The organism is Nostoc sp. WHI, from assembly GCF_015714725.1.
In the GTDB taxonomy this organism is placed as follows: Bacteria; Cyanobacteriota; Cyanobacteriia; order Cyanobacteriales; family Nostocaceae; genus Nostoc.
This window is the reverse complement of record NZ_WBKM01000073.1, coordinates 1-23124: the sequence shown is the minus strand read 5'-3', so window position 1 is coordinate 23124 and position 23124 is coordinate 1. Positions and strand designations below refer to the sequence as shown.

The following is a 23124-nucleotide window of genomic DNA, read 5'->3' as shown; positions in this document are numbered from 1 at the left end:
CCGTCAGCCAGACCCCGCCGGCCGCCAACCCCGCCCCCAACCGCCCTCGATAGAATTCCTGCTGTAACCCCGAAAGAACCGCCAGCACCCGCCTCAATTCGCAATTCGCTTTCTCGCCCATTCGCAATTATTTTAAATATTGTTCTAGTTGGGGTACAAGTATCATCAGAACAGAAAACTGGGTTAAGCATTATTACATGAATAATACAAAAATTTTTCATGGTTGAAACCCTTATTTTCTCGTTAAGCAGCCACCTGGTAACTTGAAAAATCAGCTACTACAACCCTCAACAAAATCCTTACTGGATAAGACTTTTAAGCTTAACCCGGTTTTCTGTTCCGATGATACTTGTACCCCTTGATATCATGTCCGCTGAATCACTTACGATACGTCATTGCGAGTGTAACGCAGTGGAATGAAGCAATCGCAAGGGTTTGGAGATTGCTTCACTTCGTTCGCAATGACAAGTGTTCAACCGGACATGATATGATAGGGTGCACAGGAATCTTAATTATAAATTCTGAACCCTGTCCTGGCTGAGAATTGCAAATAATGTGTCCACAATGTTTTTCTACAATAATTTGATAACTAATAGATAAGCCCAAACCAGTACCTTGACCGACAGGTTTGGTGGTAAAAAATGGGTCAAATATTTTTGAACGTACTTCTTCTGTCATCCCCATACCATTATCACTAATATTTATGGACACCCATTCTTCATCTATGACTTGTGTACAAATTAAAATCTGAGGAATTTGCGATTGAATTTCTGTTCCTAGACCTACTTTTAATGCATCAATTGCGTTACTGAGAATATTCATGAATACTTGGTTAATTTGACCTGGATAACATTCTATCAGTGGTAAATCACTATATTGTTTAATAACTTTAATTTCTGGATGTTGGCTTTTTGTTGTCTTGAATTGATGTTGTAGAATCATTAAAGTACTATCAATTCCTGAATGAATATCAGCTTGTTTTAGATCGGCTTCATCAAGACGAGAAAAGTTGCGTAAGGAAAGAACAATTTCCCTAATACGCTGCGTACCTAATTGAATTGACTTGAGTATTTTGTTCAAATCTGAAGCGATGAAATCGATTTCAAATTCTTCCAAAGCCTGTTGAATATTGTCTGTAGGATTTGGATAGTCTTGTTGATAAAGCTCTAATAACTTTAATAAAACCTGAATATATTCTTCGATGCAGCTAATATTACCATGAATAAAATTTACTGGATTATTAATTTCATGAGCAATTCCGGCTATCATTTTACCCAAACTAGACATTTTTTCATTTTGAATTAGTTGGGTTTGGCTTTGTTGGAGTTGAGTGAGTGCTTGCTCTAAGGCTTTGTTTTTTTCTTGAATCAAGTTCTCGGCAGCTTTGCGATCGCTAATATCTTCAATACTAGACCAAATAAATTGTTCGCCATGACGCTCAACGATGACACCAGATAGTTGCACAGGAATCAGAGATCCATCTTTGTGAATGTATTCTTTTTCATAAGGTCCATAGCGTCCGATTGTTTGCAAGCTTTGCAGTTGAAGTTGTTCTGCATCGGCATACTTTTCAGGCGTTATTTCCCAATAGGTTAAAGATGGTAGCTCTTCCGGTGTCCGTCCCAAGATATTTGCATAGGCGGTATTGGCATACAACAATTGCCCATTCATGTTGCACAGTAGCAATCCAATTGAAGATTTCTCGAATAGATCGCGATGGTAAGCTTCGCTCTCAAGCAAAGCCGCTGAGGTGCTTGTTGGACTCATCATAGGTTTGGGTGAGCAGTGTTACCACAATCTGGTGGAATTATTCCTAGGATTCCCAAATATCAGAGTGATCGCACCATCAATTAAGTAAGCTGATACTGGGGACACTCTTTTGCCAATAGCTTGGATGTGCCATGCTCCACTTGATATAGCGCTCAATTCCAGCTTGTATCGACAACGTCTTCGGCAAGTGCGAATATAGGGCATTAAACAGAGTATTATCCGCTTTCCGTCCCCGTTCACCTTCATCTGGCACCTGTCTAAAGTCGATTGCAATATCCAAATTCAAGGTTTTGATGATGATTTGTGCGATCGCTTTGATCGTGGTGTTATTGCCAGAACCGCGTTGAATCGGTTCTTTCGGCAATTGATTGGTCTTGGGCAGCCAGAGGTTCACCAACCACTGCGTAATATCTGTCACGTAGATAAAGTCGCGGCCTTGACGACCAGTACCCCAAACTTCGAGATCCTGGGTGGGATTGTTCAATGCGCGTGAGATCAGTGCTTGGATGACTTGGGCATTTTGGCTTTTCATAATGCTGCGAGGACCATACACATTATGAAAACGCACGATGGCAGCATTGGTTTTGGTCAATCCCTGCAAATGCATGGCGATTGCCTTTTCCCCCAAAAGCTTCTCAGCGCCGTACAGAGTATGCATTTCCCCTTGCCAAGCTTGGTGCTCTTTCAAGGCACGATGTGGTGATGATAGTTGCATTGGATAAACACAGGAAGAACTGGCATAAATTAAATTTGGCACTTTATGTTGCAACACGGCATCAAATGTATTGGTATCAATCAGTGTATTGTTTCGCCAAATCTGGATGCCTTGACTTAAAGCATAGGCAATCCCGCCCACATCAGCCGCCAGATGATAAACCGTGTGGATGTCCCGAAAGTATTTATGGGCTGAGGGATCACGCAGATCGGCCACAAAATAGTTTTTCCCAGGCTGAATCGCAAATCCCACGTTTTCGAGATTGGCTTTGATGCCTCTTGATTCATTATCTAAAACTTTGACATCAGCCCCAATGGCTAACAAATCACTAACCAACTGTGAACCAATAAAGCCCGCGCCACCAGTCACCAACACCGGTTTCTCAGACAAATAATGTAACGGCATGCAAAATGCTCCTACACACAAACTTCAGCCAATCAACGCACCGGGCTAAATTAACTTATTTAAACTCAATTACAAATAAATACAAATTTTATCTAAGTATGATTACATAAAACAACATTTTTAACAACAATTCCGTTTAATATCAGCCAGAAAGGCAGAAAAGTATGAAAGAAACGACTATTACCGCCAGGGTAGAAGCGATCGCTGTGGCGTTGACATGATGAATATAGGGGTGTGAGTATCAATGGAACAGAAAACTGGGTTAAGCTTAAAAGCCTTATTGCGTAAGGATTTTTTTGAAAGTTGTAGTAGCTCACTTTTCAAATCACTAACTACTGCCTAACGATAAATCAAGAGTTTCAGCACCTAAAATTTTTTGTAGTATTCATGTAATGCTTCTTATCCCGGTTTTCTGTTCCGATGATACTTGTACCCCTAATACTTTGAGTGTCCCGAAGGGCGCGCGCTAATCCCGTGCTGCTTTCTCCCTAAGAGAAATGTCATTAAAGTCCCGTTTCCAGTCTGTGCGATCGCTCTTGAACCGCAAATCTTCAATCACTGGGATAGACCTGGTGGCAAGTTTGACCTTGGTGTTTGACTTGCTAATAGGGGCAGATATAGCGTAGCTGACACCAGGGGCAAGATAGCTTCAATGCTTATCTAGTAAGCTTTTTGGTGCATCAAAAGTTGATTGATGTACGACTAAATAGCGGTAGCAATGAGCGAAAAATTTTGCTGCCTTATTTTTCATATACTTGTGTAATCCTTACCTAGCAAGGATTAGAGAAGTCGCTGTTGCAAAACGGGCGGTGTGCGAGAGATTAAGGTTTTGGGGGGTTAGGCGAACAAAGTAATCATCTGAAGTGGAGGGGTGGATTGGGTATTGAGCCGAGATTAAAGAAGGGGGAACAGCAGTTTACTCGCGGGTCGTTCAGTTTTGTGAGGTCTGGAAAGATTGGGAATCAGTCAGCCTGGAAGGTAGTAAGAGTAAATTTTGCAGTAATTAAGAAACAGCAATTTATATAAGGCTGCACTGGCAGGTTATTTCTTAAGTCCAATCGCTCCCTGTATGTAGGTATCTGTCAGGTCAGTACCCGTCAGGTTGGCACCGCTTAGGTTGCTATCCTTGAAATTAGCACGGCGCAGGTCGGCACCGCTCAGGTTGGCATCCTTCAGGTTGGCACCCTTGAGGTTAGCGCCTCGCAGGTCGGCACCTCGCAGGTCAGCACTGCTTAGATCAGCACTGTCTAAATTAGCGTCCAGTTTTGCACCGCCGAGTCGGGCATGGTTCAGTCGGGCACGGCTGAGGTTGACACCGCTGAGGTTAGCACCGCTTAAGTTGGTACGGCTGAGGTTTGCACCGCTAAGATTTGCACTTTTACCGAAGAACGTGAGGTAGGCCAGGTCGGCACGGCTGAGGTTGGCATCGCTCAAGTCAGTACGACTGAGGTTTGCATTGGTTAGAAAGGCACCGCTAAGGTTAGCACCACGGAGTGAGCTACCGCTTAGATCAGCATTGATCAGGTAGGCACCGTTGAAGTTGGCACTGCTCAAGTCACAATTTGTACATTTTTGAGTAATTCGCAACCAAAGAGTTTCCCCACCCCCATTCATTTGAATTACTGTCCATCCCAGCCAAAAGATGATCCAACCCCCCGACAATAATTTCCATAATTTGCCCAACTTAACCCCCATTCCGCGAATCTGGTGGTATTTGCTGTCGCGGCGACTGTACTTAGCTTATAACGCACTGTTCACACACCTTGCAACCTGTGCTTGAGCAAGCCTTGCCTTAACCCTCTTTCAAAAAACACTTTCTACAAAACCTATGTAGTAAAGGTTTGAGAGAATTGAGTCTCTGGTTTATCTTCAGTTTTAGGCTCTACTCTCTACCATCTAAATGGAAATTACACGATTGTCGGCTTAATACTAAAAAGCCGTTAGATCAATATATCTAGGCAGTAATTACACGTTTTGGCTATAAAGTGTCCAAGAGTCAATTGCAATATGGGAGCCAATCATCAAGAAATTATTGAGGCGATTATGCATAGGATTTGCTATGTTGGGTTTGTCAAAATGCAGTAGGCAATGGCTTTAGCAGAAACAGTGTTTTAAAAGCGGGATGCAAAGCAACAAAATTGATCGGCTTTAGCAAGGCAGTGATATCGGAGGCTATCGGGTATGTGTGGTTTTTGCGATCGACGCTCTTTTCTCACCTTCACAACCGCAGGGTTTGCAAGCGCTCTGCTGGGAAAAGCAGGACTGGCTCAATCTCCGCGTGGAAAAGTAGATAAGCCAACCATTCTAAACAATGCTTACCTCAAGGAGACTAATAAACCTGGAGGGCATTTCAGTCAGACTTACAAGCGCCAGACAAAGCCGATCGCGCACAATATTCGCACAGTTGGCTACAGTGACTTGAACAATAAACCTGGGTTCAAACTGTCAATTCGTGAACATCAAGGACGCTGGTATCTCTACATGGGACACTTCTGGCAACCTGGTTGGTCGATTGTCGATGTCACCGATCCAGCTAAACCAGAAGTCGTCAAGTTTATTGCAGGACCAGAGAACACGGCAACGCTCCAGATGGAACTGTCTGGTAACACAATGATTACAGCATTGGAACAAATCCTACCAGGTTTAGGAGGCAACAAAAAACCGTTTGACGAAGGTGTACTAATTTGGGACATTCGTGATCCGGTTAATCCTCGACGGTTGGGGCAATTTCGCACAGGCGGCACGGGAACCCATCGCAACTTTTATGCCGGTGGACGCTATATGCATCTAGCAGCCGGAATACCAGGTTACGAAGGAAATATTTACGTCATCGTCGATATTGACAACCCCGCTAAACCACGAGAGGTTGGACGATGGTGGGTGAAGGGGCAACACACAGCAGGGGGTGAACAACCTTCAGCAACGTACATCTCGCATCATGGACCACCTTATGTTGCTGGCAATTTAGTGTATCTAGCTTACGGTGCGGCGGGAATGATCGTTCTGGATATCAGCGACGTAACTAAACCTCGTCAAATTGGACGATTACCGTTTAGCCCTCCGTTTCACTCCCGCTTTGGTGTACATAGTGTGTTACCTCTGCCTGAACAAGGCATTGCCTATGTTAATTCTGAGGATGTGTCTTATGGTGCAAGTGCAGCCCCTCACGCCTCAATTGTCGATATCCGCGATCCAGCCAATCCATTTCTGCTGTCAATCTTGCCGAGTCCGATTCCTCCTTCTGGGTATGGCTACCGCGACTTTTCAGAGAAGGGAGGCTGGCAGGGACCGCATAACATCAACCATTTGCAACATAATCCAGATGTAGAGAAGCAGGGCGATCTATTGTACCTCAGCTACTTCAATGCAGGTTTACGCATTTTTGATGTCTCTAATCCGCGCCTGCCGCAGGAAGTTGGCTATTTCATCCCGCCTGACCCAGAACGGCGCTTGGGGGTGCTACCGGAAGGACGCTTAGTGGTTCAGACCGAAGATGTGTTAGTTGATCGCCGGGGTTACATTTACATCACCCACAAAAATCAAGGGTTGTGGATTCTGAAATACGAGGGCAGGAAATCGTCGTCATGAAGAAAACTTGGATTTTAACTACAATTATGATCGCGCTCATTCTATCAATCCAAAAAATGAATATGCGTCAGCCAATCTTTAGTGCTGACGAAGCTGCCGTACAACAGGCAATTAGGCAAGCAAAAGCAAAAGCTACGGTTTTAGCCACAGAAGCAAATGTTGAGCTTGCTGGCATTTTTTATATAGAAGAATTATCGACAGTTAAACGCAATTCAGGTGTCTATGGCGATGAAGACTGGTTCGGTGATTCTATGCGTTTTGGTATGAATGCTAGTGAAAGATGCACAAGTATTGGTGAGATTGTCCACAATAATAGACTGCCGGCACTGGGGGAAGTGTCGCTCGATTTCCCAGTGTGACAAATGGTAGTAAGAGCGGAGCGATCCCACCTGGAGGCAGAGATGGTTGTGTTGTAGTGTTTGCTGTACTATTCATCTAAAAGTGTGTAGTGAACAAAGTTCTAGTAAAGTTTACTAGAACTTTGATGGCAGGGCAACAACAAGCCCGAAATGTAATTGATAATTGGCTAATTAAACCCCGATCTCACATTTTGGTGTTGCTCAAATCAAGTCAATTGCTGCACTTTCTCCCCTACCAAATACTCCGGCTTAAGCCGAAAGAAACAGATACACCAGCGTTCGCTCAATACTCGTTTAATTCCATGCGGTTGCTTGTTGTCGAACGCTATGCAATCCCCCGGCTCAAACCCAATACCCGTGAAGGTAATACGTAAAAAAAGCTTGCGGGAAACCTTGAAGGAATTTTTAGGACTTATTGTTTTTGCCGAACCCAAGAGACAAGGGAGTTAATATACCAATTCACCCTCGTAAATTGGCTAAGGTATTGATCAGGGAGAGTTAATTATTCAATGGGGAAGGAAAATTAAAAATAAAGGTAATGCTGCTATTGCAAACTAAATGTGGAGCAGCTTATTAACCTTATCGAGTTGCCATCTGTGCCTCAGAAACCCAATTGGCGTGGAAGCCGTAAGGAACGCGCTGTGGCATAATTATCCGCGCTACAGGTGGAGCTGTGATATTTCGAGCATCAACGACTAATAGCTCAGACTTTTTCGCTAGTGCATCCCAAACCATAGTCAGCAACCAGCCATCATCTTCAGAAGTAGCACCAGGACGAGGCGCAAAGACACTATCACCACCAAAGCGTCCCCGACCAAATTCATGTACTTGAGTGCTACCAGTCTCCAAGTTATACTTGAGCAGACCATCCAACAAAAGTCTAGGTCTCATGTAAGTAGCCTGTCGGGATGCGTAGACGTAACGTGTCTTTCGCCCAGTCAGGTCATCGTTAATCCGAGGAAATTCCGTGGCGGTATCATTGTTATTTAGCAATTCTTCTTTCACAACACCCGTTGCCAAATCGATCCGGTATAGATATAGGCGGAAGTGTTCAAATTCAGTATCTCCCCCCTCACCATTGTCTTTCTGAGGAATAAAGAGATAGGTATCGGGTGCCCTGGTGGCGATAAGTACCACTTCGTTACCTTCCTCCCAAGCGTTAGCAACATGGTAGAGCATACAAGTCGAGATATTGAACCAGCGGATAGTTTGGTTATCACCGTGGCGAGGTACGATACCGATGCGGCTAGGGTTTTGCTTCTCAAATTTAATGGGCAACTGATCCTGCATAATCCGCATAGGACTAAAAACAAGCGGCATATCCAGAAAAAGGGTGTAGTGTTCAGTGATGGCAAAATCGTGCATCATCACTGGCGCAGGTATATCAATAGGTATGGTTCGCAACATTTTGCCCTCTGCGGAAACCACGCTGTATTCCAGATAAGGAGGAGCAATAGGTGCAAAGCCGATCACAATCATTTCACCCGTTTGAGCATCAACTTTTGGGTGAGCTGTAAAGGTAGAAGCAAGCTTACCGTCAAAGGTATGTACCCCAACTGTTTCTAAATCAGGAAGACGAATTTCATAAGGTGCGCCAGCTTCCCACAGTGCCAGCAGTTTGCCTGCGTGCCATATAGTCGAAGTGTTAGCAGTATTCTTCATCATCAAGCCATAAGGGGCATCAAATCGAGGCAGATTCAGCAAACCAGGCCAAATCGCCTTACCTTGTTTTTGCTCAATCTCAAACCCCTCTGTGCGAATGTAGCGGTTGCAGTAGCTGCCTTTGCCGTTGCTGATATTTACTCCGTGGAGCATTCCATCCCCATCTAACCAGTGATGCAGTCCGATAGGCTCAAATTGGGGATTAGGGCCGTTGCGGAGAAATATGCCATTCAGTTCTTGGGGTAGTTCACCAATGACGGTTAGGTTGTCGGCAGTTATTTCTTGTTTGACAGGGGCAAAATTATCAGTCAAATAAAAATCTGCCATATCTTCTGCCAGGATATTAACTCTGGCAGTAGTGCTGAGGCGACTCAAAATTTGGTAAGGTACACGAGCGTAGTAGCCAGTGACCGAAGGCCCTTTACTGACTATTGATGACCGCTCCATCTGTAAGACATTAGCTAGGAATTTGCTATCCATCAAAGTGATCATAAATCGCCGCTGCAAAGTACTAGGGCGAGTACCAGCTGGGGCTGCTGTGGCAGTCGCGAGGGTTTGTATGAGTTCCTTTTCTTTTGCATCTAACACACCCTCGGTATACATCAGCGAGTTGAGAGCTTCGTATAACTCCTGAAAATCTTTTTCGTCAGGATAATTTCCTAAATAGGCTTGAAGCCAGCCATAACACTCTTCTGTTTTGACAGGTTGATTGTTTGATAATAGAGTTTTAATTTCTGGATCTTCAGTCAATCCTTTTTGTTGTGCAACTCGCTGTAAAAATTCTTTTTCTTCAGGTTCTAGTACTCCATCAATCCAAGCAATACCAATGAGAATTTTTAAGAATTCTTTAGCATTTTTTGATGGTTTATGTACTATTTGAGCTTGAGGAATTGGTACGTCAAAATACTCATGTGTAGTGGCATCAGGACGAATATTCTTCTCTGTGAAAAACAAAACTTTTGAACTGCCTGCCGTTTTGATAACAAGAAATAAATCGGGATTACCTTCAAATTTCTCAAATTTACCTTTAAAATCAGCTTCAGTATAGTTAAGTTCAAAAGTGCCAGTACTATTGGTTTTAACTTGTCCTAACTTATCTTTATTGGCAATATCCTTATCAAATACTTCAACTATTAAGTTAGGAATTCCTAAACCGCTTTCAGCTTCGTAAATTCGTCCAGTAACTTTAAATGTCATTAAACTCAGCCTTTTTTAGTTATTTATTTAAAAAGAAACCCTTGGCAGATTTAACATAGACTTGCTCTAACAAACTGACCAGTAACGGCGGGATTTGCTGACCCCACGGTGCAGAAATGTACCAACACTGTTCTAAGTTTAGTCCATCGGTTAGTCACAATTTTGCTCCTTTCAAAATACTTTGTGCCGACATGAATAATTGAGTTGCAAAACTGGGTGGTACAGAGTAGCCGATGATTGACCCAGCCGTAGCAGTCTCAGGCGGGAACTCATACCAAGACGGAAAACCCTGCAAAATGGCTGCACCTTGGATAGACAAAGACTTGACCGTACCATTTGGCAACCAGATATCAGCGAACTTACTACGGTTACAGCCTTTGTGATCGGTGAAGTGCGCTCGCAGAATGGTATTAGCGGGGTACGACCCTGGCTTGTACTTGGGTAACTTGCGTCCCCCAACCCGTTCAATCAACAGTGGTATTGGTTCATTGGTTGCTAAAAATTGGTCTAAAGCTTGTTGTTGCTTGAGCAGTAGTTGAGAGTCGGGCATCGTAGGGATTAGATGAGCGATCACTCCATATCTCTTCATACTCTTTTTTTGGCGAAGGTATTGCTAAGGATAAATAATTTGTAATGCCCCACATTAAAGCTGCGGCATTCCACCATCTTTATTTTTTCGTTGATTCTTCACCTCAGTAATAATTAAGTATAATTTAATTATTTTTGTGTTAACACGGAAGATAAAAAAAGGATACTTACCACTTTACGCATCCGAATGTATAAAGAGGGGGAATGAGGGAAGAAATCAAGGATTGCAGAATGCTTGACCTCTCACAATATGGTCTATTTATTTATGCGCCTGGTGTACTAGCATAGAAATAACGCCTTTATCTTGAGATTATCAAACAGAATTCAGGAGTCAGGAGCCAGAATTCAGTATGAATTATGTGCGAAGCCGCGGATGAATAGACGGGTTTAAAACTAGGCTGTTGACTCTGTGCCTTTTTTGAGAGTAAAAATTCATGCTGTTTCTGTGTCATTGATTGGGGTTGAGAATAAAGTTTTTCTCTTTGAGAGCATAGACTGTCCAAAAACCTCAGCAAGCCACTCTCCGACATCGGAAAAACTAATAGATTCAAGTGCATTTTTCACAACGGTAGTCGTTAAATTCATAGTAGATAAACAAATGGTTAACAACATTTGCCCCATCTCTTTAATTGGACAGCGAGCAGAAAATTGTTTATATTTTCCAAACAAAGATTCAATGACATCAGAAGTGGCTAAAAAAGTTTGTTTATCCTTAATTTGCGAACACTCATTAATCACGTAATCAAATATTTGCTGTTGAAAATATTGGAGTGAGCCATTCACCAAATCAAATTGATTTTGCTGAAAATATTGCAGAGTTTGAGAGTTAAGTCCTAAATGTTTTAATTGGGTTTCTAGGCGGCGCGTCATTGTCACCATTTGATTCCAATGAATCAAGTCTGCTTCATAATCAGCTAACCATGCCAACTTCTCTACTATTTTTGAAAGAATCAGCTTATGTTCAATGTTTGGCATTAATAGAATCAGAGTCTCTACCGGAGAGTTTAATAACTTAAGTGCCCAATTAGTCAGTCTTTCAACATTAAAATAGCGACATTGAGAACGTTGTGATGGAGGAGATAAAAAAGATAATTCTGTTTGCTGGAGTTTTTGCCTGCATCTGTGACATTTTTGCAGAAATGACTGATATCTATCATTCGCATCTAACTTGTATTTTAAAAGCAAAGCCATTGCATGAGTAACATCATGAGTGTAAATTATTTCTGGGTGATTTTCTTGATATAGCTTGATTCCACGCGCCAAGTCACTACTATGATCTGCGACTATTTGTACTGGTACACCAACTAGTTCAGTTATTTTTTCTAGCTGATGAAGAATCATTTCTCCTTTTGTCGAACCCATAATTTCTAATCCTAATAGTTCGACATCTTCATGTGATAAAGCTCGTCTTTGAGAAACTACTTGTTCACTCAAATACTGCTGTGAGACTCCTAATACAACTAAAGATTTTTGCTTTCCAAGTTCGAGTGTAAAATCAACAATAAATATCCAATCATCCCGATATTCTTTTTTTCTTGTCAATTCATATATCCCCATCCTCCCTAACCATTTTCTTATACAAGTAAAGCTTGGGGTTATCTTTGATTCAGAATTAAATAATTTGAATACTTTTTCTGTCGCTCTAAAACTGATGCCACAGTCAATTAAAAGTTCTAAAGCTTGTTGAATTGTCTGAGCATCATAAGTATGTCCCTTGATACTTAATTCCTCACTATATTTGTTCTCATCTAAGTTGATGCCCTCGGTAGCAATTTCTTCTTTTTTTCGCCGACTTCTGCTCCTATTCTCTGCTCTTTTATCTCTGATTCTGCTGCCAGCGCTCGCTGTTTCCAATGCTCTCGTGACGCAGTTAAATCTCGGACTTTTATTTCTAATGCTCTCACTTTTTTTTGTTTCTCTAAGGCTTTTCCTCTCCAGCTATCTCGACCTTTCTGAAACAACCGTGCTAATCTACTAACTGGGCTTTTAAACTCTTGCATTTACTTTGACTTTTCTCGGCTTTAACAACATCATTATTGCATGAAATAATTTTGCCTTAAAACCAACAAAGTCAACAGCCTAGTTTAAAACCCCCACTAAATCTTCGATTTAGTGGTCTTCAATCAGTCGCGGGTCTGAATCCCCGACGAAGAGTGATTCTGACTCCTGAATTCTGACTTCTGAATTCCTCTTCATTTTTTTTGCCCAGTCACAATAAAACCTGGAAAACCTGCTAAAAAACGCCCTGATTCGTGCATTTTTTTTAATTGATTTACCCATTGATTTAAGTCGGATTCTGATATAACTTTTTGGTTAATAGCTTGGTCTAAAATTCCCTGACAAACCCACATAAAAAAATCATATGGTGCGATATTAGTGTGCGGAGCAAAAGTGATGTTGGTTAAACCTAATTCTTCAAATATTTCCGGGAGCTTACAACCTATTAATCCATTTGGAAAACTGTCCGATATGAAGCCAACAATTTTGCGAGTTAAAGCGGGAAAAGCCGAGTTAACAAAAGTGCCGTCTAAGTAAAAATCAAAGATAGCAAGCTTTCCACCAGGACGCAATACACGAATCATTTCCAAAACTGCGTTCTTAGGGTTTTCTAGGAACAATAAAACACGTTCTGCCCGACAGGCATTAAAGCTATTATCATTCATCTTAAGAGAGTTGGCATCAGCTACAAAATACTTGACTGACAGATTTAATTTATCTGCTCTTTTCTTCGCCTCCTCAATCATTAACTCACTTTTATCTACTCCCACAACTAAACCATTGTTACCAACAAGTTGTTTTATACGTTGTACTTCCTGACCGATTCCGCACCCTACATCTAAAACACAATCGCCTTCTTTAATGACTAAATAATCGATTATTTTCTGTTTGCATACACGCACAGAATCTATTTCGTCACATTTATCTAGAAAGTCAAATAAAAATTTTGTTTCGTTCATTTTTTCGGGAAATTGAAATCCAAGGGCTATATTCTGCATAACGTTTTTAGAAGATACTGGATGAATTGAGAAAAAGTTGATTTATAAAGGAATTGTATCTGAAGTGCCAAATCAAAAAAAATCAAAAAGTTACATCTATGCCATGAATGGCTTGGGTTGATTAATACTTTAACAAAAAAGAATTCAGGAGTCGGGAGCCAGAATTCAGAATTGGATTCTGTGCGAAGCCGCGGATGAATAAACGGTGAAACACCACACCAAATTGAAAATTTGGTGGTCTTCAATTAGTGCGCTGTTATACCACACTAATTGATTCTGACTCCTGACTTCTGACTTCTGACTCCTTCTTTAATACCAGACAGCACAACATGGTGTTCATTTTGTTAACAGACTCCATGTACTCTTCTTGTGGGAGCGATTCTGCTACTATACCTGCTCCAGCATTTAGGTAAATCCAGTCATCATATTGATAGACGGAGCGGATAGCGATTGCTAAATCTACAAGTCCAGTGCTGTTTATCCAACCAATAGCACCTGCATAAATACCTCGTGGCTCGTCTTCTAGGCGAGCTATCCATTCCAACGCCTCACTTTTATCAATACCAGACACAGTAATGCCTGGAAATAAAACTGCAAGAGCATCCCATAAAGTTTTCTTTGATTTTAACTGACCGCTCACTCGCGATGATAAATGCTGTACATAGCGGTATTTCTTGACCTGCATAAAGTCAAATATTTTAACTGTCCCAGGTACAGAAAGTTTGGCAATCTCTTGTTGAGCAAGTTCGACGGAGAGCGCGTGTTCCTTAACCTCTTTAGCATTGGTAAATAATTCACTATACAGGCGAGCATCTTCTTGCAAGTTTTCACCACGTCGCCGAGTGCCTGCCAACGGATTGGTAATAACAAATCCTTGATTGTCTATCTGCATCAATATTTCGGGACTAAAGCCTACAGCACGTACATCTCCTATATTCAGACAATATGAACGGGCAGAGTTATTAACTTTCGTTCCAGCTATATAGGTTTTCAGAACGTCCAGATCTCCTTTTATCTTTACAGAACGAGAAAGTATGGCTTTTTGTAACTTCCCTGCTTGAATAGCTTGAATGAGAACATCTACTTTACTTTGATAACATTCCCGCTCGTTATCAGTAACATTGATCGATATGGGTGTTGGAACGAACTCTGTTATTTGGCTATTAACTGATAACAATTTTTTGATTTTATCTAGCGATTTTACGCTTTTAATTTTTATTCTTTGTTTAGTAATGTGAAGTTCGGTTTCTGGCACAATAAAACATAAAAGTGGTTGCTGAATTGCTTTGGAGTAGCTTGAGTAGAAGCGAACTATATCAAAAGCGATATAGCCATAAGCCGTCCAATCTCTAATTGACAAAGATGCTAATAGGGATTCTACTTGTTTAAATGGATCGCTAATAGGGACTGACAGCTTTTTTTCTGTATCTTCTAATGAGACAGCCTCTAAGCTTACTGTTACTTTAAATAGCATATTACCAGCAATACGCACTTCGTCCCGCTCTTGATAAAGAATATAGTCAGAAATAACACCTGACTGAAGCAAATTTTGCAACACAATAATAGGATGAATTTCCCCTATTACAAACACTTCTTCGTACTCATATGTTTGTGTTTCGTTCATGTTCAAAAATATGTCGGTCGAATTTTTAGCCATGACTATTTCCTCAAAACTAGGACTACTTAACAATGTGCCAGTTGCAGGCGATCGCTTTCATCATTTATAGTATTAAAGAAGAATCCAGCGGTGTCAGAATTCAGGAGTCAGAAGCAATTAGTGTGGTGTAACAGCGCACTAATTGTAGACCACCAAATTGCCCGATTTGGTGGGGGTTTTAAACCCACTTATTCATCCGCGGCTTCGCACAGAATTCAATTTCTTATTCTAGCTCCTGACTCCTGAATCCTGTTTTGATAAATATTGTCAAGTTCGTCCCTTCAATTAAAATTATAAAGGCCCACCATCGGGATACATTACTGCCAGCCGTTTTTTACGGAGTTCGACTGTTTCTAGATAGATTTCTTCAATTTGTTGAAATACGTCTTCAGAAATACCGAGTTTCTTTGCTGCTTTGAGTACTACAACCCGTTCTTTTTCACTATATTCTCCATCAGCACAACAAGCTTGTATTGCATCATAAATTAGGAAACGTCGTGATTCATCAACTGAAGAATGTCCACTAACGACTGTCTCGATATCTTCATCAGCCTTGTAAACTTTAAGTTGTTCAATGATTGCAGGGTTGCAATTGTAGGCATAGGCATATCCAATCACCCAATCTCTTTCTTCATCTGCTAGTGTTCCATCACCACTAGCACAAGTAAGCAGCGATTTGTAATAAGCTTCATAAGCTACGTTTACTGGAAGCTGTTTAAAACCAAATTTTTCCTTAAATAACCACAAAGTGCCTAAATTGTTCTCTTTGTCTTGAATATTGCTAGCCATCTTTGTTTTTTATATCTATATAGTTGTAATTTACAATTTAGATTATTGCATATTACAGCATGATTTCTGCATATTCACGGCTTTTAAAAGTATAAAAATAACTAATGTCTTCAATGATAAACAGGAGTTGAGCATCCGTGAGAGGTTAAGATAATTGAATTTATCCCACTAATGTAAGAATGTGGTAATCTACTTCTCAATGGAGTTGAGCGTATGGTTTGATGGCCGGACGTTTTGAAGGATTGAGCGACCTGGAATGGAAGTTATTTGAGAATATGTTTCCCAAGGAGCCAGAAAAGCGTGGCAAAGGAATGCCTCATGCTCCATATCGCTATGTATTAAATAGTCTGCTATATATTTTGATTACTGGGTGTCGATGGTGTGATCTACTACAGGGGGATAGATGGGCATCAAAAAGCTCTTCCCATCGATAGTTAAAGCGGTGGCGTGAAGACGGAACATTAGAGCATTTACAAGCGCGTGTCTTAGCGATGCCTGCGGCGGGCTACGCCTACGCAGATGAAAAAGGACTAATAAACTGGGAGTTTGGCGCGGTTGACGGGTCTTTTTCCCCTGCTCAATGGGTGGTGGTGAAGAGGTTGCTTATGGCGGCAAAGGCAAAGGTATTCTAATTCACACTCTTACTGAAGGTAATGGGATGCCTTTAGCCAACTCTACTACTCCCGCTAACGGTAGTGAAAGAGAACAAGTGCTACCTTTGCAAGACACAAGGTAAAATTAAAAACTTTGAGGCGCGGCAGACTACGCAAGCGAATCAAGGTGCTGGCTGCTGACAAAGGTTACAACTCAAAGCAAAAACGCGCTGACTTACGTAAACGAGGTATTCGTCCTCAAATCCCAAAACGAGTTTGGAAAACCAAGAAAAACAGAGGAAGACCAATCAAAATCTCTGTTCCTAGATTTCAGCAAGAGCGGTGTTTTGCCTGGTATCAACGAAAATACCACCGTCTCGTCGTCAGATGGGAACGTCAAAAAGTTTACTTTGACGCATTCATTGACCTTGCTACAATCCACATCTGGATTAACAAAATATTATTAGTGGGATAGGTTCATATAATCTAACTCTAATTGGGATAGATTATACACTTATGCTGATAGGGAAATTAATGTTTGACGACTTTGAACAATAAGGGGTGCTAGTTGCATCAGTACTCAAGTACCCAAGTGCTTATGTGTATATTGTCATACTCACTGCCTCTCTAAATCGTAGCTGATCGCTCGTGCGATGGGCGATCATTTGAAGAAGGCGAAAGATAGCAACTATCCTTCTAAGTTGTGGACAAGGTTAATCATGCTTATGCTCATTATGAGCGAGAAGACTGCACAAATAATCAATCCGTTTCCAAGCGATCGCTGCCTGTCGTGGAGAACAACTCAATCCATAAGCACGACGGGCATCATAGTTGCCCTTGATTCCCTTGCTCACTCCAATGGGAACCCCAAAAGCCACCGTAAGAACTCCGGGTTTATAGCTTCGGTCTTCATGAGAGAACCGTATTTCCGCAATTTGATTTCCAATTTGGTCTGTCCAGGGGGTTGGCTGTTGACGGTGGAATAAGCCATCGGCGTAGGCAATGATAAAGACTCTTTCTCTTTCATGTGGCAAGCCAAGGCAGTACGCGGGTATAGTTTCCCATTCACATACGTACCGGATTTGGGAAAGGTTTTCGAGGACTGTTGCCATTCCTCTAGCGAGTAGCCCTGTTGGGTTTTCGATGAGAGCGATTGCTGGTCTACACTGGTTGATGATGCGGAACATTTCGCGCCACAGTCCAGACCTGGGGTCGTTGAGTCCTTTTTTGTCTCCAGCGTTACTGGTGCCACTACAGGGAAATCCGCCGCACAAAATGTCGAATTGTCCTTGGTGGCAGTGGTAATTGGTGATGTCTGCGTTGATTGGAATTCCTGGTTGTTCATGGCGCAATTGTGATTGAGCATAAGGGGAGATTTCGACAAATTGCTGGACTCGGAATTTGTGGGATAGACCTGCGGCTGATATTCCGTGGTGGCATAGTCCGCCGATGCCCGAGAAAAGTGAGAGGACTGATTTCATGAGGCGATCACACTCCTGACCAATTCATCAGGTACTTCAAAAATTCCCAACCGCCCAATGTAAGGAATCGGTGTAATCTCACGTGGATTCTCCAGCTTCCAGTGATATTGCCCAGGCATTCCCCAGCCAGACGCAACTTGTGAGAACTGACAGTCTACTATTGTGACTATACCGATGACCTGACCGCGACGTAGACAGATTAATTCTGGGATTACTACCCCCATCCCTTGGCAAAATTCAATCGAAAGCTGGTATTCTTTTTTGGTACAGGTTTTTGCAGCGTGAATCAGAATGTCGCCGCGATAATTGATAGGCCAGCCACGGTTTTCAACATTTTTGAGAGCATAAATTATTGCCCATGCCCAAGGTTGACGAACAGATAGCGCTTTCACGGTGTTTTAAAACTCCAGTAATTGAATGTATGCGTCTTTCTTCCGCGATCGCTGGATGTGGATATATCTTTGATTGGAGTCCGTTGCTTTCTTGTGGTGGCAATCCCTTTTATTACTTTTGAAAAAACTCTGTATTTTATCCACGATTTCTACTATCAAAATTCAGTTCTATCTTTTGATAAAATAAAACTTCTCCTTTTGAGAGAGTAAGACCTATCCCTAATAGTCAGGAAACATTAAATGTAATACTGCATCATAGTCATATATTCTTTGATTCATGAAAGCCGAGGATTGCGTCCATACCCCTCCGGCTTTTTCGTGTTTATCAACTAATCATTAATGAAGTGTGAGCAGATTAGAGTTAGTTAATATTGGTGTAGAGCAGAGGCTGTCAAAGTAATTCGTAATTTAATTTCTAATTACGAATTACGTTAGCAAGCCATCAAGTGTCATTATGAATTAGTGATTATTTGGTTGCTGGTTTAACCAATTGAGCAATTCATCAGCAGATACAAAATCTAAGAAAGCTTCACCTAACGCTTCCAATTGGTCAACAGGCAATACTCTAACTCGTTCAATAATTGATGGTTCAATTTCACCGAAACGCCGACTTAATAATCGATTCAAAAAGCGGAAAGCTTCACGTTACGGGGTTTGAGAGAGCGAATTGGAGTTTTGCGCCCATTGAGATGAGTTTTCAACTCATCAATAGTATTTTCGATTTCCCAACGTTGATGATATTCGTTAGCTAATAATAAAGCTGGAAACACAGCAATATCCATCAAACTGGTAATTAAGCCAATACCTTTGCCAATTTACGAGGGTGAGTTGATATCTGAACTCCCTTTTCTCTGAGGCTTGGCAAAAACAATAAGTCCTAAAAATTCCTTCAAGGTTTCCCACAAGGTTTTTTAACGTATTGTCCGTAGTATCAAGGGTTTGATATTCCAAGCTACCTTATAAGCTAAACGCTTATGTATGGGTCATTTTGCCATTTTTGCCCAAATTTTTGTTGGCTCTTATTTTGGCAAAGGTATTGTAAGCGATAAGTTTTTTGTCCATTATCAGAGTCGATAGTGTATTCTATGACCCGAACCTGGATCTGTGTCCCACCTTTGTTTTTGGACTTGCGATCTGGAGCAATCCACGACAGATATGAGCCATCTTCTAAAACTTTTTCTACTGGAAATTTAACATTCTTCGGAACTCGTCCAAGATATTGGCATCCACGATTTTTAGTAGCATGAACCATACGGTAAGAGTGTAATCCTCTGTCCCACATTAGTAGCATCCCTTGACCACAGCTTCGTAGTAGTTTTAAAGCTCGCACTCTCTCACCGATACGATAGGGACACATTAAGGCATCAACAATTAGATGAGTTCCCGCCTCCACTAACAATACCAAACGTACCTTCGGGAAAGCAGCCCTAGTTCCCTTTCTACTCCCTGGATATCCAAATACTTTGGAAGAGAGCAGTACTATCTGGCACATCCAAAACCGTACCGTCTACTGCCATGACTCGCAGTCCTCCTAAAAATGCCCCTGGCGTTTGTGGTGTGCCTAATGGCCGGACTATTTTTTCAAATAGCTGGCTCATTACCCGACATCCCAATCTCTGCCTCGCTTCGCTGATTGAAGAACTACTTGGTGCTTTCCAATACTGTCCCAATCTTGTCCATTGCCTATTTAATCCCTGAACTAAATTCTTCAGGACGGTACACAAGAGAATCCGATGCCCACAAACTCATCGCTATTACTAAACAAACTGTCAGTTGCGATGGCAATTTTCGCTTACGTTCTTCAACACTGCCTGTCTGCGCCAAACTTTGTACAATTTTCTCCGGCGAAATCACCGTTTCTATTGCTCTCAATATTAACTCTGCTTCAACTGTTGGAGCGATGAAGGAGAAATCTTTTAGCTGCACTAGTCTTTGCAATCGCTATTTCAGGACAACAATTGTCACTTTACAACAATTTTGACCTTAACCGAGAAGTATTGTAGCGCTTCTTACCATCGTTCTCATCTTGTCCAAAACTTTTTAGCCGAGGTAAACCAAGGTTTACCGGAAGAACAATGGCAAATTCACTGCATACGTTTTGCTCCTAATTGCCCATCACAAAATCCAATTGAGGATATTTGGTTACAGGCTAAAACCTGGGTGCGGCGTTTCTGTGCTTTGATTCCTTCGTTCTCTCATCTGAAGTGGATGTTTGAGTGGTTTATCCGACACACTACCTTTGATTTTGCCACTCTTCAAATGTACGGAGCTTTTTCAGAAATCAAATATTAGTCCTATAGTGCTATTTTATAAGTCAAATATAAAATATTTAATTATTTCTCTTCACGCCGTAGATTAATTTAGTTTTGTTTTCTTAATTATCGTGATTTTCTGCTTTTTTCTTGACTGTAATCTATTTATACTTCAAATTGAAGTGCGGAATATGGGATTTAACAAATGCCAAGAGTCTGTAATTGATTTATCTAATCAATTAGCTCAGGTGATGACTAGTTTGTGAAATCCCTTGCCTAAAGTAGAGATATGTCTCGAAGCGTGGTAAAGAGACATATCTTCAAAGATTTTTATAAATCCATATTCTCAAGTAATCACTTTGTCTGCCTTAAGTTATTGCATTAACTTCTTTATTGTATAGCTGCACTGCTAAAGTGACGTTTGCGCTTGAGTGCTGCAAATAAAGTTACAACAATACCGAATGACAAAATAGGAACGCCTGAAGTTGGTTCAGCTACAGAAACAGATGAGACTGGCGTCAAGAGGAAGGCGCGTAATTCACCATTAACTGCACCACGACCAGCAATTTGGCCATTATTGTTAATCGCAGATGCTGCTGTCAAGGTAAAGCCAGCGTCTGAACCAGGAGCAATCAGATCATTTAAGTCGTACAGAGTGTTATCGCTATAAAGAAAAGCTCGCAAACCATTGCCATCTGGTGCAAAAAAGTTATTGTTAGTGCCAGAAAACCCGACTACTTGACCTAAATTATTAATCCCCCCAGCAAAACTGAACAAATCTGTAGGACGTAACCTACCGAGGTCTTGGAGTCCTGTGCTGGAACTGTACAGAAAAGCACGACCATCATCTACTCCAGTGAGTCCCGAAATACCAACTACTTGTCCTGAGTCATTAATATCATTTGCTTGACTGTACCCGTCACCTAGCAAAGTTCCCAAATCAGTAGTTTGGCCGTTTTCGTACAGAAAAGCTGTGCCTGAATTGAGAATGCCTACTACTTGTCCCAAGTTATTTAAACTGTAGGCAACAGTACCAGAAGTTCCTATGCTTGTTGCTGTACCATCACTGTATAAAAAAGGGCCAAGTTCTCCTGCTCCCCCTACTATTTGGGTGCGATCGTTAATTGCATAAGGAATAGCATTTTGAATTGGGAGAGGTTGGGTGAGGTCATTGCTGTACAGGAAAGGGTTATTTCCAGTAAAGTTATTACTATTAACCGAATTACCAACTACTTGCCCCAAGTTATTGATACCAGTTACTGCAAGTTGATTATCACCAAGCAGTGGACTAATTGTTTTGAGCGAACCATTACTGTAAAAAAAAGACCTAGCCAAAGAATTAATGGCTACTTCACCTGAGTCATTGATGCCTGTACCGTAACTGTAAGCTTCTCCTGTAAGACTGCCTAAGTCAGTAACTGAGTATAGAGATACCGCTAATGCCGACTTGGATGCAGTCAGACTGATGGCGGTCAAGGTTACTGCTGTTATACAGGATTTCCAGTTAAGTAAAACCATGTTATTTTTCCGTGATTTTTATTACTCTACCAATTCCTATTTAACGGTAGCATAGTAAGCTGCCGTATCTGGGTAATCGCTAAATACGCCATCAACACCTAAGCTGAAAAATAGCTAGCGTGGCAAAACTTACTAGAGAAGACGACTCTCTAAATTAGCCAAGTAACCCTTGGGGTCTCTGCGAAATCGATATTGTTCAATTCTGGCTTTGTGGTGTTTTTGCAATTGAGAGCGTAATTTGAGCCAAGTATGAATATCAACTTGTGCTAAATCAGATGCGGTAAAAGAATGAAGCTTAGTAGCGATCGCACAGGCAAGTTTGACAGAACCACGAATAACGAGGGATGAGGGGGCAACCTTACGACCAGTACAACGACGTTGATGATGACGTAGCATACCAAAAGCATGTTCTAAGTCATTATTAGTTCGGGGAAAACCTTCAATTTCATAACAATGAAAAAGTCCAGACCAGTAGTTATGAGTGGTTTTTATAAAGTTATCGATTGCGGTACTAAGTGTACCAGCCTTCTGCAATTGAGAGGACATTTCTGTTAATAGTTCCTGATAACTTTGTTTAACTCCAGCAGCATCAAGACCTATTTTATTATTGAGAATATCACTAGCCTTATCAACCCATTGATATGCAACTATGACAGGTAAAAATAAAGATGCAGTCGCAGATAAACCCTTAGCTATCAGGTGTTTCAGGTTGACTAAAGGTGGTGGTAAAGCACTTTTTTTTCCATCCGCTCTAAGCTTTGCTCTATCAACGTCAAATTTTCTTGTAACTTTAATCCAGATGCCTCTAACGGTGGATGACCATCATTGGTTATAGAACTACGTACTGCCGAGCAATAATCTTCAATAATGTTTGCCAAATCCTTATCTTCATTGGTAACACTACGTTCAATGTCTCGTAATCCTCTAACTTTTTTCTTTAATTCCTTTTTTGCATGTCGATCCGCCTCATATATGGGTTTAATTGCCTCCTTTAGGTAATGATAATGACATAAACCATGAGCAATACTAGGTAATGCTAACCTAACAGCTTTGCGAATTGATTGTTGTCCATCACTAACAACGCCATCAATTGGTACATTTAGGGTATTAGTTACTTCTAATAATAACGCCACTAAATCTTCATTTCTTGATGATAATAAGG

At 41.3% G+C, this 23124-nt stretch carries 22 protein-coding genes and 5 pseudogenes; 8 read left to right on the top strand and 19 right to left on the bottom strand.

Annotated features, from left to right (window positions below; translation table 11 throughout):
- The 3 genes from F8S12_RS40415 to F8S12_RS07415 form a co-directional block, all read right to left on the bottom strand.
- Window positions 1-221, bottom strand: a 221-nt coding sequence (locus F8S12_RS40415) for a hypothetical protein (RefSeq protein WP_230967862.1), incomplete at its 3' end; no start/stop codon positions are given.
- Between the two features lie 226 nt (window positions 222-447).
- Window positions 448-1770, bottom strand: a complete 1323-nt coding sequence (locus tag F8S12_RS07420; RefSeq protein WP_196515672.1) for a sensor histidine kinase — start codon at window positions 1768-1770, stop codon at window positions 448-450.
- 76 nt (window positions 1771-1846) lie between these two features.
- A complete protein-coding gene (locus F8S12_RS07415) occupies window positions 1847-2890 on the bottom strand; it encodes an NAD-dependent epimerase/dehydratase family protein (RefSeq protein ID WP_196515671.1) in 1044 nt (347 codons plus the stop codon).
- Between the two features lie 497 nt (window positions 2891-3387).
- Between F8S12_RS07415 and F8S12_RS41560 the strand changes: the two genes are divergently transcribed.
- Window positions 3388-3516, top strand: coding sequence for a hypothetical protein (locus F8S12_RS41560; RefSeq protein WP_269144780.1), 129 nt, complete (start codon window positions 3388-3390; stop codon window positions 3514-3516).
- Window positions 3517-3931: 415 nt separating this feature from the next.
- Here F8S12_RS41560 and F8S12_RS07410 read toward each other — a convergent pair whose 3' ends face one another.
- Window positions 3932-4585, bottom strand: coding sequence for a pentapeptide repeat-containing protein (locus F8S12_RS07410; protein WP_196515670.1), 654 nt, complete (start codon window positions 4583-4585; stop codon window positions 3932-3934).
- Between the two features lie 486 nt (window positions 4586-5071).
- On the opposite strand from F8S12_RS07410, the gene F8S12_RS07405 reads away from it, so the two are divergent.
- From F8S12_RS07405 to F8S12_RS07395, 3 genes are all read left to right on the top strand, one after another.
- Window positions 5072-6478, top strand: coding sequence for an LVIVD repeat-containing protein (locus F8S12_RS07405; protein ID WP_196515669.1), 1407 nt, complete (start codon window positions 5072-5074; stop codon window positions 6476-6478).
- On the top strand, window positions 6475-6837 hold the full coding sequence (locus F8S12_RS07400; protein ID WP_196515668.1) for a hypothetical protein: 363 nt from the start codon (window positions 6475-6477) through the stop codon (window positions 6835-6837). Before F8S12_RS07405 ends, F8S12_RS07400 begins: the two co-directional genes overlap by 4 nt.
- Window positions 6838-6926: 89 nt before the next feature.
- Window positions 6927-7211 carry a hypothetical protein gene (locus F8S12_RS07395; RefSeq protein ID WP_196515667.1) on the top strand — a complete coding sequence of 95 codons (285 nt, stop codon included), beginning with the start codon at window positions 6927-6929 and terminating at the stop codon, window positions 7209-7211.
- Between the two features lie 205 nt (window positions 7212-7416).
- On the opposite strand, the gene F8S12_RS41950 is transcribed toward F8S12_RS07395, so the two are convergent.
- From F8S12_RS41950 to F8S12_RS07360, 7 genes and pseudogenes are all read right to left on the bottom strand, one after another.
- A complete protein-coding gene (locus tag F8S12_RS41950) occupies window positions 7417-9696 on the bottom strand; it encodes a carotenoid oxygenase family protein (RefSeq protein ID WP_196515666.1) in 2280 nt (759 codons plus the stop codon).
- A 19-nt stretch (window positions 9697-9715) separates the two neighbouring features.
- Window positions 9716-9823: pseudogene (locus F8S12_RS07385) on the bottom strand (DUF1392 family protein); the annotation flags it as partial.
- 27 nt (window positions 9824-9850) lie between these two features.
- Window positions 9851-10285, bottom strand: coding sequence for a DNA cytosine methyltransferase (locus F8S12_RS07380; protein ID WP_230967861.1), 435 nt, complete (start codon window positions 10283-10285; stop codon window positions 9851-9853).
- Window positions 10286-10716: 431 nt separating this feature from the next.
- Window positions 10717-12138 (bottom strand): hypothetical protein, encoded by a 1422-nt coding sequence (locus tag F8S12_RS07375; protein WP_230967860.1) that lies wholly within the window; start codon window positions 12136-12138, stop codon window positions 10717-10719.
- Between the two features lie 338 nt (window positions 12139-12476).
- Window positions 12477-13280, bottom strand: a complete 804-nt coding sequence (locus F8S12_RS07370) for a methyltransferase domain-containing protein (RefSeq protein WP_196515665.1) — start codon at window positions 13278-13280, stop codon at window positions 12477-12479.
- A 256-nt stretch (window positions 13281-13536) separates the two neighbouring features.
- The gene (locus tag F8S12_RS07365) at window positions 13537-14937 is read right to left on the bottom strand and encodes a salicylate synthase (protein WP_230967859.1); all 1401 of its coding nucleotides are present in this window, start codon (window positions 14935-14937) and stop codon (window positions 13537-13539) included.
- Between the two features lie 291 nt (window positions 14938-15228).
- A complete protein-coding gene (locus F8S12_RS07360; protein ID WP_196515664.1) occupies window positions 15229-15726 on the bottom strand; it encodes a hypothetical protein in 498 nt (165 codons plus the stop codon).
- Between the two features lie 221 nt (window positions 15727-15947).
- On the opposite strand from F8S12_RS07360, the gene F8S12_RS07355 reads away from it, so the two are divergent.
- The 3 genes from F8S12_RS07355 to F8S12_RS07345 all read left to right on the top strand — a co-directional run bounded on the left by F8S12_RS07355 (window position 15948) and on the right by F8S12_RS07345 (window position 16794).
- Complete coding sequence (locus tag F8S12_RS07355; RefSeq protein ID WP_196515663.1) at window positions 15948-16160, top strand: transposase; 213 nt, start codon at window positions 15948-15950, stop codon at window positions 16158-16160.
- Between the two features lie 146 nt (window positions 16161-16306).
- Entirely contained in the window at window positions 16307-16462 is a 156-nt protein-coding gene (locus F8S12_RS07350) for a hypothetical protein (protein WP_196515662.1), read from the top strand.
- Window positions 16463-16473: 11 nt separating this feature from the next.
- Entirely contained in the window at window positions 16474-16794 is a 321-nt protein-coding gene (locus tag F8S12_RS07345) for a transposase (protein WP_196515661.1), read from the top strand.
- 238 nt (window positions 16795-17032) lie between these two features.
- Here F8S12_RS07345 and F8S12_RS07340 read toward each other — a convergent pair whose 3' ends face one another.
- From F8S12_RS07340 to F8S12_RS40405, 5 genes and pseudogenes are all read right to left on the bottom strand, one after another.
- Window positions 17033-17800, bottom strand: a complete 768-nt coding sequence (locus F8S12_RS07340; protein ID WP_196515660.1) for a DNA cytosine methyltransferase — start codon at window positions 17798-17800, stop codon at window positions 17033-17035.
- Entirely contained in the window at window positions 17797-18192 is a 396-nt protein-coding gene (locus F8S12_RS07335; protein ID WP_196515659.1) for an ASCH domain-containing protein, read from the bottom strand. Before F8S12_RS07335 ends, F8S12_RS07340 begins: the two co-directional genes overlap by 4 nt.
- A 459-nt stretch (window positions 18193-18651) precedes the next feature.
- Window positions 18652-18819: a DUF4351 domain-containing protein gene (locus tag F8S12_RS07330; RefSeq protein ID WP_196515658.1), complete on the bottom strand. Its 168-nt coding sequence runs from the start codon at window positions 18817-18819 to the stop codon at window positions 18652-18654.
- A gap of 14 nt (window positions 18820-18833) precedes the next feature.
- Window positions 18834-18989: pseudogene (locus F8S12_RS07325) on the bottom strand (transposase); the annotation flags it as partial.
- Window positions 18990-19231: 242 nt separating this feature from the next.
- Window positions 19232-20118 (bottom strand): annotated as a pseudogene (locus F8S12_RS40405) (IS4 family transposase); the annotation flags it as partial.
- Between the two features lie 78 nt (window positions 20119-20196).
- Here F8S12_RS40405 and F8S12_RS07305 point away from each other — a divergent pair.
- Window positions 20197-20484: pseudogene (locus F8S12_RS07305) on the top strand (IS630 family transposase); the annotation flags it as partial.
- Window positions 20485-20834: 350 nt separating this feature from the next.
- On the opposite strand, the gene F8S12_RS07300 reads toward F8S12_RS07305, so the two are convergent.
- From F8S12_RS07300 to F8S12_RS07290, 3 genes and pseudogenes are all read right to left on the bottom strand, one after another.
- Window positions 20835-21962, bottom strand: a complete 1128-nt coding sequence (locus F8S12_RS07300; protein ID WP_196515655.1) for a DUF3466 family protein — start codon at window positions 21960-21962, stop codon at window positions 20835-20837.
- Window positions 21963-22094: 132 nt separating this feature from the next.
- On the bottom strand, window positions 22095-22508 hold the full coding sequence (locus F8S12_RS07295) for a hypothetical protein (protein WP_196515654.1): 414 nt from the start codon (window positions 22506-22508) through the stop codon (window positions 22095-22097).
- A gap of 167 nt (window positions 22509-22675) precedes the next feature.
- Window positions 22676-23124 (bottom strand): annotated as a pseudogene (locus tag F8S12_RS07290) (ISNCY family transposase); the annotation flags it as partial.